The sequence below is a fragment of the Nocardia sp. NBC_01730 genome (assembly GCF_035920445.1).
Taxonomy (GTDB): domain Bacteria; phylum Actinomycetota; class Actinomycetes; order Mycobacteriales; family Mycobacteriaceae; genus Nocardia.
On sequence record NZ_CP109162.1, the window covers coordinates 6,608,308 to 6,620,778 of the forward strand.

Sequence of the window (12,471 nt, forward strand, 5' to 3'; positions counted from 1 at the left end):
GCTGGCGAGATCAGTTGTCGCGTCAGCGAGAAGCCGACGGCGGTGCCACCTCTCCCACCTCGCTGATCCCCTCCGCTTCGTGATCTCCGTCTACTTCAGACGGGTGCGGGTTGGCGGCGAGCACGGCAATCCGGCGAAATCCGGCACAGGCTTCGGTGTGGCGTGGTCTAGGACTCATTGTTCTCGGCTGTCTCCGGCGTAGTCTTACTACGTCACGTCGTAGATACGCAGGAGGTCGGCTTGAACGCCTTGGACATCTCCCGATGGCAGTTCGGCATCACGACCGTCTATCACTTCCTCTTGGTGCCGTTGACGATCGGGCTCGCGCCGCTGGTGGCCGCCATGCAGACGGCGTGGGTGATCACCGGCAAGGAGCACTGGCTGCGGCTGACCAAGTTCTTCGGCAAGCTGTTCCTGATCAACTTCGCGCTCGGTGTCGCGACCGGCATCGTGCAGGAATTCCAGTTCGGGATGAACTGGAGTGAGTACTCCCGATTCGTCGGTGACGTGTTCGGCGCCCCTCTCGCGTTGGAGGGCCTGGTCGCCTTCTTCATGGAGTCGACTTTTCTCGGGCTGTGGATCTTCGGCTGGACCCGACTGCCGAAACTCGTCCACCTCGGCTCGATGTGGATGGTCGCGATCGGTGTGAACGCTTCGGCGTACTTCATCGTCGCCGCCAACTCGTTCATGCAGCATCCGGTCGGCGCCAGGTACAACCCGGCGACCGGACGCGCGGAACTCGACAGCATCGTCGCGGTGCTCACCAATAACACGACGTTGGCGGCCTTCCCGCACGTCGTCGCCGGATCCTTCCTCACCGCAGGCACTTTCGTCGCCGGTATCGCGGGCTGGTGGATGGTGCGCAACGCGCGCGGCGGCGACGCGAAGCAGGCCGAGGCGCGCACGATGTGGCGGCCGGCGGCGCAGGCGGGCATTTGGGTGATACTGGTGTCGCTGGCCGCGCTGGTCTATACCGGCGACGTCCAGGGCAAGCTGATGTTCGAGCAGCAGCCGATGAAGATGGCCTCAGCGGAATCGTTGTGCCACACCGCGACCGACCCCGATTTCTCGGTTCTCACCGTCGGCACGCACAACAACTGCGACAGCGTCACGCATGTGCTCGAGGTGCCGTACGTGCTGCCGTGGCTGGCCGAGGGCGAGTTCACCGGCGTGACGCTGGATGGCGTCGTCGACCTGCAGAAGACCTACAACGACCGGTTCGGTGTCGGCGACTACCGGCCGAACCTGTTCGTCACCTACTGGTCCTTCCGCGCCATGATCGGCCTGTCGGCGGGCGCGGCGCTGCTCGCGCTTGCCGGGCTCTGGCTCACCCGTCGCGGCCGGGTACCGGACCAGCGCTGGTTCTCCTGGCTGAGCCTGCTCGTCATCCCGACGCCGTTCCTGGCCAACAGCGCAGGCTGGGTGTTCACCGAGATGGGCCGCCAGCCCTGGGTTGTCGTGCCGAACCCGACCGGTGATCCGAACCTACGACTCACCGTCCAGCAGGGTGTCTCGAACCATTCGCCCGGCGTGGTGCTCTTCTCGCTGATCACCTTCACGCTGGTGTACGGCGCGTTGGCGGCGGTGTGGTTCTACCTGATGCGCAGGTACGTGATCGCCGGACCCGAAGCGCCCGCGGCTATCCGGTCCGAGGACGGCGGACCGGACGATACGCAGGAAGGAGGCCGCTCCCATGTCGAAGACGTTGAGCAGCTTTCGTTCGCCTACTGAAGCGTGCCGAACAAGTTCGGCACCACCCTTCTCAGGTGTGCCTTGCCGTTGTCGGGCAGAGGTTCCTGCTTCATCGAGCTCAGTTCCAGCAGACCGGCAAGTGGTCCGGCAGACGCCGAACTCTCCGCAGGCTTTGTTGACCCGCGCCTGGCGGCCCGGAGCACCGTTTGCGACGCAAGACCGCCGTACGGCGGGGCACCGACAAGTTTGTTCGAGGCAATCCAGGAGCCGGCGATGAGTTTGCAAGAGTTCTGGTTCGTGCTGATCGGCGTGCTGTTCACCGGCTACTTCGTGCTGGAGGGCTTCGACTTCGGCGTCGGCATGCTCATGCCGATCCTCGGGAAGGGGTCCGACGCGCGACGACGTGTGGTGCTCAACACGATCGGGCCCGTGTGGGACGCCAACGAGGTCTGGCTGCTGACCGCGGCTGGCGCGATGTTCGCGGCCTTCCCGGAGTGGTACGCCAGCCTGTTCTCCGGCTTCTATCTCGCGCTGCTGCTGCTGCTCGTCGCGCTGATCCTGCGCATCTGCGCCATCGAATACCGCGGCAAGATCAACGATCCGCGCTGGCGGGCCCGCTGCGACCTCGGCATCGGCATCGGTTCCTGGATACCGGCCATCGCCTGGGGCTGGGTGTTCGCCAACGTGGTGCACGGGGTTCCGCTGAACGAGAAGAAGCAGTTCGCGGGCACGGTGTGGGATCTGTTCGGGCCGTACGCCTTGCTCGGTGGGTTGGCGACGGCGTTACTGTTCGCGCTGCACGGCGCGATGTTCCTGGTGCTCAAGACCGGCGGGGAGGTGCGCGACGACGCGCGGCGCACGGCCCGGCTGCTGCTGGTGCCCGCCATGGTCGTGGTCGGCGCGTTCGGGCTGTGGACCCAGCTTGCCTACGGCACCGGGTGGACCTGGATTCCGTTGGTGCCGACCGTGCTCGGGCTCGCTATCGCGGCGGCGGCCGACTTCGCCCACCGCGACGGGTGGGCGTTCACCGGGACCACCGTGACCGTGGCGGCCGCCACCGCGCTGCTGTTCGGGTCGCTGTTCCCGAATGTGCTTCCCTCGACCCTCGATTCGGCGTTCGACCTGACCATCCACAACGCCTCCTCGACGCCATACACGCTGAAGGTGATGAGCTGGGCGGCGGTGCTCGTCACCCCGGTTGTGCTGGTCTACCAGGGCTGGACGTACTGGGTGTTCCGGAAGCGCGTCACAGTCGAGCAGATCCCAGCCCCGATCGGCCTTCCGCTGGGACCGGTGGAGGACTGACGCCATGGCCCGTCCTCCGATCGATCCGCGCCTGTGGCGGTACGCCCGCTCGGCCCGCCGCTACCTGGTGCTGAGCGTCGGTCTGTCGCTGGTGATCACCGGTTCGATCGTGGTCGCGGCGGTCATGCTCGGACGGGTGCTCGCGGGAGTTGTCACCGACCCCGGCCGCCGCACCCTGGGCGCGTGGACACTCGAGCTAGCCGTGCTCGCACTCGCGATCGTGGGCCGGGTGCTCGCCACGTGGATCCAGTCCAGGCTGGCACACCGGGCGGGCGCGAGTGTGGTGGCGGAGCTCGAAACGGCGGTGCTCGCAGCCGGCGCGCGGCTGACTCCGCGCGAACTGGATACGCGTCGAACCGAATTGGCGGTGGTCGTCGGCACCGGGCTGTCGGGACTGCGCGGCTACCTCGTCGGCTATCTGCCCGCCCTCCTGCTCGCGGTGCTCGTCCCGCCGATCGTGCTGGCCGTCATCGCGTTGCACGACCTGACCTCCGGCGTGATCGCGGTGCTCACGCTGCCGCTGATCCCGGTGTTCATGATCCTCATCGGGCTGCTGACGCAGGGGCGGGCCGAGGCCACGCTCACGGCGACGACCCGGCTTTCGGATCAATTGCTCGACCTGTTCGCGGGTATGCCGACGTTGCGGGCGCTCGGCCGCGAGACCAGCACCGCGGAATCCTTTCCGGCAGAGCCTTCCTCGCAAGTCCGGCAGCGCGGCGACGGTTCGAGTTCGCCGGAGAGCGGTGCGGGCACTATGCAGTATCGCGTACGGGATCTCGGCGAGGCGCTGCGGCAGCGCACCATGCGCGCCCTGCGCATCGCCTTCCTGTCGTCGATGGTGCTGGAGATGCTCGCGACCCTGAGTGTGGCGCTGATCGCGGTCTCCATCGGGCTGCGTCTCGTGTTCGGCGAGATGAGTTTGTATGCGGGCTTGGTCGCCCTCGTGCTGGCCCCGGAGGTGTATCTGCCGCTGCGGATGGTCGGTGAGCGTTTCCATGCCGCACAGGATGGAATGGCGGCCGCGGACAAGGCATTCGCCGTCCTCGAGTCGGCACCCGACGCGTCAGATGCGTCCGGCGGTCTCGCGCCGGACGATTGGGCGGCCGGATCGATCGAGCTGCGGGATCTGTCGGTACGGGCGCGGGACGGGGTCGCGCCCGCGGGGTTGTCGGCTGTTGTGCGGCCTGGCGCGGTCACCGTGCTGACCGGACCCAACGGCAGCGGGAAATCGACGGCGGTGCAGGCGATCCTCGGTCTCCTCGCACCGGAGCGTGGTTCGGTGACCTGCGACGGCGTCGACGTACGCGACCTGGACCCGGACCGCTGGTGGGCGCGTGTGGCGTGGCTTCCGCAGCGACCGGTGCTGGTACCGGGAACCCTGCGGGACAACCTCGAGCTGCTCGGCGCGCGAGCCGTGCGTCCGGCCACACGCGGACCGGCCTGCGTTCTCGATGACCTCGAAGCGGCCTGTGCCGCCACCGGTTTCGATGCCGTGCTCGACGATCTGCCGGACCGCTGGGACACCATGGTCGGTCCCGGTGGCGTGGGTCTGTCACTCGGTCAGCGCCAACGTCTCGCGCTGACCAGGGTGCTCGCCGCCGACCGCCCGATCCTGCTGCTCGACGAGCCGACCGCGCACCTTGACGCCGCGAGCGTTTCGGCCGTGCTGGCGGCGCTGCGGGGGCGGGCGCGCGCGGGCGCGACGGTGGTCGTCATCGGACATCACCCCACGGTTCTCGCCGCGGCCGACTACGTCGTCCAGGTGCGTGCCGATCACGGAGCGGCGGTGGTTCGATGAACGCGTTGTCCGCGCGGAAGTTCTTTCCTGGCACACATCGAGCCCGGCGCGGGCCGGAAGGCAGGCGTGCGACGACGGACACGACGCGGACCGCTCCGCGCGGTGCGGGCAGCACCCTGCTCGGCGACCTACGCCGAATGTGGGCGCTGCTGGAGCTGTCCCCCTGGCGGGTCACGGTGGCGATCACGTGGGGCGTGCTCGCGCTGGGCAGCGGCCTCGGTCTCGCGGCACTGGCCGCCTGGCTCATCGCCCGCGCCTGGCAGATGCCGCCGGTGCTCGACCTGAGCATTGCCGTCGTCACGGTGCGCGCCCTCGGCATCTCCCGCGGCCTTTGCCGCTACCTCGAACGCCTCACCACCCACGATGTCGCCCTGCGGGCCATGACAACGGCGCGGACGACGGTCTACCGCACGCTGGCCCGCTCCGATTTCTGGCTGCGCAGGCCGAGGACTTCCGGCAGCGACTCCGAGGGGTCGCGAGGGCGTGCTGGTTCCACTCCGCCGCGCAGGGGGGATCTCCTCGTTCGGATCGGCAGTGACATCGACGATCTGGGCGCGGTCGTGGTGCGTGCGTTCGTGCCCGTCGCGGTCGCCGTCGTGCTTGCCGTCGCGGGGGTGGGCCTGCTGGCAACCATCTCGGTGGTCGCGGCCGCGATTCTGGCCGGTGCGCTTGCGCTGTCGGGCATCGTCGCACCGTGGCTGTCGGCCAGAGCGGCCCGCGCCGCAGAGCGTGCCGTGCGCGCGGACCGTGCCGAGTTCACCGCGCAGGCCCTCACGATCCTCGACCACGCGCCCGAGCTGCGTGTTGCCGGGCGCCTCGACGCTGCCATGGGCGCCGCCGCGGACGCGTCGCGCCGGGCTGTCGCCGCGGAAGACACCGCGGCCTCGCGCGGCGCGTGGTCGGCAGCGGCCACACCACTCTCGATCGGCGTCAGCGTCATCGGCGCCCTGCTGATCGGTATCACCCTCTACGGCCCGTACGGCGGGACCGCAGGCGCGATGACCCCGATGGCGCTGGTCGTGCTCGTCTTGCTGCCGCTCTCGGCTTTCGAGGCGGTCGGCCCGCTGCCCGCGGCGGCACAGGCGCTGACAACCGCCCGCGCGGCTCTGCACCGCCTGGTCCACTTCGAAAAAGCACTGGCTGCCCGCGGCGCGTGGAACACCGGCTCGCCGAGGACCGATCGGCCCGACCACGGCCTCACCGCGGCGGCTGTGGCCGGTCGGTCCGAGGAGGGTCCTGCCGCGGTGGAGTTGCCGGAGGGGCGCCGGGTCGCCGTTGTCGGCCCGAGCGGCGCAGGGAAGACCACCTTGCTGATGGCATGGGCGGGGCTGTTCGACACTCCCCGTCCCGGTGTCACCTTCTTCGCCGAGGACGCGCACCTGTTCGGCACGTCCGTCCTGGAGAACCTGCGCGTCGCCCGCGGCGACCTCACCGTCGCGGAGGCCGAAACCACCTTGCGCGCAGTCGGTCTCGGCGACTGGCTGGATTCTCTGTCGGATGGCGTGTGCACCGACCTGGTCGGGGGAGCGGCCGCCGTCTCCGGCGGCCAGCGCCGCCGTATCCTGCTCGCGCGCGCCCTGGTCGCACCAGCACGAGTGTTGCTGCTCGACGAACCGACCGAGCATCTCGAGGCCGAAGCCGGTGCCTGCCTGCTGCGGGATCTGCTGGACGCCGAAAGCGGCCTCGTCGAACCGGATCGGATCGTTGTTGTCGTCACACATCAACTGCCACAAGATCATCGCGCCGACACGGTGCTGCGGATCGCTGCATCGGGCCAGGTGACTACCGATTTCCGGGCTCAGGGCGCGCCTGTTTAGGCTCAGCGAGAAATTCCGTTGCCGACGCGCTGACACCTCGCTAGATTCGTTCGTACACGAGGAAGGAGGTGGTTCGAAGAATGGTTATTCATAGGACACGTGAGGTGGCTGTCCGCTAGCGCCACCGCTGCAGGTGGATTCCGCCCGCGCGAGCGCTGAGCGAAATCCAGGCAGTCACCCGACCCCCGAGCCCCGGTCTGTCCGACCGGGACCGCGTGAGTTGCATCCGCGGTCATGGCTCGGGGGTTGTTCTTTTCTGCTGAGCTACGAGAGAGGTGGCACCGCCGGTCCCCTTTCGCTAACGCGACAACTGATTTCGTCAGTACATGGGTAACTCGCCGGGTACGCCCAGAACTCGAGTGATACTCAACGCAGGACCTGAACGCAAATCCCGCGCCACTCGACTAGTACGGCCTAAGGACCCGGAGAGGCGGATCAGCCGATGTACCGCTGAAGGCGGGCCGAGAGGCGGGGCTCGAGCGGCCCGTCGGCTACGACCCGTTCTTCGACGTAGGCCAAGTCGCCGCCCTCGACGATGCCGTAGAGGCGCTTGGCGCCGCCGACCACGATGCCTGATTGGCTACGGATCACCACGTCGGTGGCCAGCTCCCAGGACGACTGCGTGAGGGCTTGACCGTAGAACAGCTCGACGATGCCGGTGCTGTGCGTGAGCAGCAGCTCGATGACCTCGTCGTTGCCGTCGACGCCGACCCGCCAGAAGCCGCTTTCGCGCAGGTCGGGGCCGTTGTAGCTGCCGTCGGAGTCGATGACCCAGGAACGGGATTCCCAGCAGAGATAGTCGCCGCCGTCGTGTGAGACGACGATCTGCTGGCCGAACCGGTAGTCGCCGCGCTCGGGATCGTTGCCCTCGCCTTCGCCGCGCCACACACCGACCAGCGGCAGTAGCGCGAGCATCGAGGAACTCAGGTCGGGCCCGAGCCGCAGGTTCGCGGTGTCGTCGGGCAGCGGAAGTTCCGGTAGGACCGGAATGTTGCGGACACCCGTCGATTTCGCCCGTTCGGCGGCATCGGCGACGGACCGGTCGCCGCCGAGGCGACCAGGGGATTGGGCCGGAGCGTTGCCGTTCAGTTGTTCACTCGCTCGCTCGGCCGGGTTGGAACCTTCGCTCGCGAGTTCGCTCATGATTCGGTGAACAGGCGGTAGAAGACGTACAGCCCGAACCAGCCGATCAGTACGGCCACAGCCACCAGCAGAATCTCGAAGAAGACGACCACATTTGGAGTCTAACGACATCCGCGCCGCCGCACGCAAACGGCCCCGGTGCTTCCCGTCATAGGCGGCGGTCGGACGTTCGTCCGTCCGAGCGCTCTGAGCGTCGTCGGAAGCGTTCGTCCGTCCGAGCGCTCTGAGCGTCGTCGGAAGGGTTTGTCCGTCCGGGCGCTCTGATGGGAAGACCGGGACCGTGCTCGCGTGCGGTCGCTTACTTGGCGACCGCGACGTCCACAGAGTGGATGCCCGCGCCTTCGGGGCGAACCTCGGCGGAACCGTTGCCCGAAGAGGACAGCGCCCGGACGGTCCACGCGCCAGGAGCGGCGAAGAACCGGAAGTCGCCGGTGCCCGAGGCGACGACCTCGGCGGTGAAATCACCGTTGCCGTCGAGCAGGCGCACGAACGCGCCGCCGACCGGCTGACCGTCGATGCTCAGGACACGGCCGGTGATGACCGTCTCCTTCTCCACGTCGACGCCGGCCGGGATGGCCTGACCCTGGGTAGGTGCTGCACACATGTTGATTACTCTCCCAACTCGATCGGTGCGCCGACGAGGGAGCCGTACTCGGTCCAGCTCCCGTCGTAGTTCTTGACATTCTGGTGGCCGAGCAGTTCCTGCAGCACGAACCAGGTGTGCGAGGAACGCTCACCGATACGGCAGTACGCGATGGTGTCCTTCTCGCCGTCCAGGCCGGCTTCCTGGTAGATCTCGGTCAGCTCGGCGTCGGACTTGAAGGTGCCGTCCTCGTTCGCGGCTTTGCTCCACGGCACGTTGATCGCGCCGGGGATGTGGCCGGGACGCTGGCTCTGCTCCTGCGGAAGGTGCGCGGGCGCCAGGATCTTGCCGGAGAACTCGTCCGGCGAACGGACGTCGACCAGGTTCTTGCTGCCGATGGCCGCGATGACCTCGTCACGGAACGCCCGGATCGATACATCGGGCGCGGACGCCTTGTACTGGGCGGCGGGGCGGTTCACAGCCGTGGTCGACAGCGGTCGGCCGTCGAGCTCCCACTTCTTGCGGCCACCGTCGAGCAGCTTGACATTGTTGTGGCCGTACAGCTTGAAGTACCAGTAGGCGTACGCGGCGAACCAGTTGTTGTTGCCGCCGTACAGGACGACCTCGTCGTCGTTCGAGATGCCACGCGCCGAGAGCAGGTCGGAGAACTGCTCCTGGTTCACGAAGTCGCGACGAACCTGATCCTGCAGGTCCTTCTTCCAGTCGAGCCGGACGGCACCCTCGATGTGCCCACCGTCGTAGGCGGAGGTGTCCTCGTCGACCTCGACGAAGACGACGCCGGGGGCGTTGAGGTTCTCTTCGGCCCAGTCAACGGAGACCAGGACATCGGAGCGAGCCATTGTTTTCCTTTCAGAGATGACGTGCAGGGTCAGTTCGATGCCGGGGACCCGGCGGTGTGCGCGTCAGGCCTGGAGGCGGCAGGAACACCGCCAACCGGACCAGTCCGGCGGAGGCGGGCGACCAGCGGATAAATCTGGCAACCCAGGCAGATCCCGAACGCCGCGTTCAGGAACGCCGCGAACAGGGCGAAGCCGGCGAATATCGCGCCGACGACTGTGGAGCCGAGCGTGAAGCCCAGCAGGCTGACGGCCGCGAAGACGAAGCCGAGCAGTTGTGCGAACCGCAGAGGGGCCACCGGCTCGGTCTCGCTGGTCGGAGCAAGACGCGGCGCGACGAACGTCGCGTAGATCCGGCCGTACGGGTGGCGGCGCGGACCGATGGCGGCGCCGACAGCGAAGACGACCGCCTGCAGCGCGATGAGCACCGCGGCGGCGGCTGGGGAGAACGCGGCGGCGAGGAGGACCAGGACGAGGACGGCGGTGGTGACCCAGGCGGCGAACCGGGGGCCGCGGACATCGACCTGTGCGGCGGAATTGGCGAGATTTCGGGAAGTATTACTGGTCTCGATGGGCATTGTGCGTACTCCTGCGCTGAAAATGTCGAATGACTGGAAAGTTGCCAGTCCGCCGGAGGATCTACGAGATCACTCGCGCGGCAGACAGCGGTCGGCGTCAGGAAATCCGGGGAAGCCGACCGATCAGCGGCACAGGCAGCAACAACCACCGAGCCGACACAGATCCACTGTGCGGCGTCGGGTGAGCATCAGCTCGTGGTTGGAAAGCACGAGAGCAGTTTACCCAATTCGGCGGGAGAATTGGACCCGGGGTTGGACATAGCCGTCTGGGGGGCTTGTCATCGCAGCTCAGGCGGCCACGGTGAGCGGCTCCAGCGCGGAGTGCAGATCCGTGGCTTTCGGCACGCCGGAGATCCGGAACCGCTCCCGCCCTTCGCTGTCGAAGACGAAAGTGGTGGGAAGGGAGAGCACGTTCAGTTCGCGCGTCAGCGCCGGTTCGGCATCGACGTCCACTTCGATATCCAGCGGCGGCTGCGGCGATCGCGCCAGCTGTGCTGTGACATTGGCAACCACCCGGCGAACAGCGGAGCACGGGCCGCACCATTCGGCGGAGAAATGCAGCACCGCCGGACCGGAACCGGTCACGCCGACTTCCGCGAGCAACTCGGCGCGCGTCGAGCCGGACATCTCGATGACGTTCGCCGCGCGCACCCTGCCCTCGCGACGGCGTAGCACGACGCCGACCACCAGCGCGGCGAGCAGCACTACTGCCAGAATTGCGATGTTGATCATGGTCGCTGCAATCGGTCGAGGTCGATCGTGACGTTCACGCCCTTGCCCTCCACCACGATCTGCCCGCCCTGGGCGGACACTTTGGTGGGCCGGACACCGAACGGCAACTCCTTCGTATCGATGGTACGGGTGAACCGGGCGAGCACCGCGGGGCGATCGGTCTCGGTGATCAGCGCGACCGGCATGGTCTCGGTGCCGGGGGCACCGCGATAGAAGCCGGTCGCGACGATCTTCACCTGATCGCCGTCGAGCAGCAGATCGGCCTGCACGCTCACCTTTTCACCACCGAACTGGGCACCGGGGGTCTCGGGCAGGGTGCCGGTGAGCACCAGCGCGCCCGTGGTGGTCATGCCGGATCCGCCCGACCCGCCCGTTCCGTCGGACTTGTCCGCGGGGCGTGAGTGCACCTGCAGGTCCGGGATGTTGAACAGCCTGCCGAGCTCGGTGGGCTCCACCCGCAGCCTGCTGTCCACCCGCTCCACAGGAACTCCACGCAGACTGCCGTCGACCAGCTCGCCCACCGGCAGCCGCACGCCGGTCAGCGTCGCCTCCAGCGCGATCTCGCCGGGAATGTCCAGGCGCTTGGCCCGCGCCCGGATCTCGACGTTGTCGTAGCGGCTGTCCCAGGCCTGACCGACGAAGGGGAAGCCGTGGATCGTTACCTCGGGGTCGGCGGTGAGATCAGCGCCGTCGCGCAGCGCGCGTGAGACGCGGTATTCGGAATAGGCCGCGGTGCCGAAGTCGACGACGACCGCGAGTCCCGCCAGGCACAGCAGGCCGATGATCAGCTTGCGCATGCGCTAGGCCGCCTCTCCGCGTTTCTTGCCGGCCGTGGCTGCCGCGAGAGCTGCGTCGCGGGCCGGCGGTCGAGTATCCGGCTGGGTTTCGGCCGTACTCGGTGAGTTAGCCATGTACGCACGATATCTGTCGTCGCGTTGTGGAGTTTCCGGGAGTCGCCCGGAGCGGGCAGGGGACCCGGAACGCGTGGTCATTCGCACTAACGCGCTAATCTTGCATCCGATTACCTGTGATCAGCGACGTGGGCACGCAGCTCAGTCGCTGAGCCCGCGGAGCTACGAGATGGGAGGAGGGCCTGTGGAACTGCTCCTGCTTACCTCCGACCCCAACCCCGAGTCGGTGTTGCCGTCGCTGGGGTTGCTGGCGCACAACGTGCGTCCGGTGCCCACCGAAGTGGCGTCGCTGCTCGAGGCAGGCTCCGCGGATGTCGCCTTGGTGGACGCACGTACCGATCTGGCAGCGGCTCGCGGCCTGTGCCGCCTGCTCGGCAGCACCGGGTCGTCTGTGCCGGTGGTCGCGGTGCTCACCGAGGGCGGCCTGGTCGCGGTGAACGCGGACTGGGGCCTCGACGACATCCTGCTGCCCAGCACCGGGCCCGCCGAACTCGACGCCAGGCTGCGACTGCTGGTCGGGCGCAACGGCGGCGTGGCGAGCCAGGAGAACAGCGGCAAGATCACCCTCGGCGAGCTGGTGATCGATGAGGGCACCTACACCGCGCGGCTGCGTGGGCGCCCGCTCGATCTCACCTACAAGGAGTTCGAGCTGCTGAAGTACCTCGCTCAGCACGCGGGCCGGGTTTTCACCCGCGCGCAGTTGCTGCAGGAGGTGTGGGGCTACGACTTCTTCGGCGGCACCCGCACGGTCGACGTGCACGTCCGGCGGCTGCGCGCCAAGCTCGGCAGCGAGTACGAGTCGCTGATCGGCACGGTCCGCAACGTCGGGTACAAGGCTGTGCGACCGTCTCGGGCCGCGGTCAAGGGCGAGTCGGTCAGCTTCCTGGAGGACGACAGCGAGGGTACCGACGACTCGCCGCTCGCCCCGGTCAACGGCTCCCTGCAGTGAGGCGGCAGGTCGCGGCGTGATCTCCGGTAGCCCGGCGGCGACCACGTGCCGTTCGGTCGACGGGGAAATGCGGGCCGCACCGATGACGTTGCGTGAAGCGGAACTC

At 67.9% G+C, this 12,471-nt stretch carries 11 protein-coding genes; 5 read left to right on the forward strand and 6 right to left on the reverse strand.

Going from position 1 to position 12,471, the window contains the following annotated elements:
• Nucleotides 1-240: 240 nt before the first annotated feature.
• The 4 genes from OHB12_RS27895 to cydC all read left to right on the forward strand — a co-directional run bounded on the left by OHB12_RS27895 (nucleotide 241) and on the right by cydC (nucleotide 6,612).
• On the forward strand, nucleotides 241-1,731 hold the full coding sequence (locus OHB12_RS27895) for a cytochrome ubiquinol oxidase subunit I (protein ID WP_327112194.1): 1,491 nt from the start codon (nucleotides 241-243) through the stop codon (nucleotides 1,729-1,731).
• Nucleotides 1,732-1,965: 234 nt separating this feature from the next.
• Entirely contained in the window at nucleotides 1,966-2,997 is a 1,032-nt protein-coding gene (gene cydB / locus OHB12_RS27900; protein ID WP_327112196.1) for a cytochrome d ubiquinol oxidase subunit II, read from the forward strand.
• 4 nt (nucleotides 2,998-3,001) lie between these two features.
• Nucleotides 3,002-4,795: an ABC transporter ATP-binding protein/permease gene (locus tag OHB12_RS27905; RefSeq protein ID WP_327112198.1), complete on the forward strand. Its 1,794-nt coding sequence runs from the start codon at nucleotides 3,002-3,004 to the stop codon at nucleotides 4,793-4,795.
• 137 nt (nucleotides 4,796-4,932) lie between these two features.
• Nucleotides 4,933-6,612: a thiol reductant ABC exporter subunit CydC gene (gene cydC, locus OHB12_RS27910; RefSeq protein WP_327121556.1), complete on the forward strand. Its 1,680-nt coding sequence runs from the start codon at nucleotides 4,933-4,935 to the stop codon at nucleotides 6,610-6,612.
• A gap of 435 nt (nucleotides 6,613-7,047) precedes the next feature.
• Here cydC and OHB12_RS27915 read toward each other — a convergent pair whose 3' ends face one another.
• The 6 genes from OHB12_RS27915 to OHB12_RS27940 all read right to left on the reverse strand — a co-directional run bounded on the left by OHB12_RS27915 (nucleotide 7,048) and on the right by OHB12_RS27940 (nucleotide 11,302).
• The gene (locus OHB12_RS27915) at nucleotides 7,048-7,755 is read right to left on the reverse strand and encodes an FABP family protein (protein ID WP_327112200.1); all 708 of its coding nucleotides are present in this window, start codon (nucleotides 7,753-7,755) and stop codon (nucleotides 7,048-7,050) included.
• A 298-nt stretch (nucleotides 7,756-8,053) separates the two neighbouring features.
• Nucleotides 8,054-8,359, reverse strand: a complete 306-nt coding sequence (locus tag OHB12_RS27920) for a DUF1416 domain-containing protein (protein WP_327112202.1) — start codon at nucleotides 8,357-8,359, stop codon at nucleotides 8,054-8,056.
• 5 nt (nucleotides 8,360-8,364) lie between these two features.
• Complete coding sequence (locus OHB12_RS27925; protein ID WP_327112204.1) at nucleotides 8,365-9,198, reverse strand: sulfurtransferase; 834 nt, start codon at nucleotides 9,196-9,198, stop codon at nucleotides 8,365-8,367.
• 29 nt (nucleotides 9,199-9,227) lie between these two features.
• Nucleotides 9,228-9,773, reverse strand: a complete 546-nt coding sequence (locus tag OHB12_RS27930; protein ID WP_327112206.1) for a DUF4395 domain-containing protein — start codon at nucleotides 9,771-9,773, stop codon at nucleotides 9,228-9,230.
• Nucleotides 9,774-10,061: 288 nt separating this feature from the next.
• Complete coding sequence (locus OHB12_RS27935; protein WP_327112208.1) at nucleotides 10,062-10,505, reverse strand: thioredoxin family protein; 444 nt, start codon at nucleotides 10,503-10,505, stop codon at nucleotides 10,062-10,064.
• Nucleotides 10,502-11,302, reverse strand: coding sequence for an LmeA family phospholipid-binding protein (locus OHB12_RS27940; RefSeq protein ID WP_327112210.1), 801 nt, complete (start codon nucleotides 11,300-11,302; stop codon nucleotides 10,502-10,504). The genes OHB12_RS27935 and OHB12_RS27940 overlap by 4 nt, the downstream gene beginning before the upstream one ends.
• Nucleotides 11,303-11,600: 298 nt before the next feature.
• Between OHB12_RS27940 and OHB12_RS27945 the strand changes: the two genes are divergently transcribed.
• Entirely contained in the window at nucleotides 11,601-12,365 is a 765-nt protein-coding gene (locus OHB12_RS27945) for a winged helix-turn-helix transcriptional regulator (protein WP_327112212.1), read from the forward strand.
• Nucleotides 12,366-12,471: the final 106 nt, after the last annotated feature.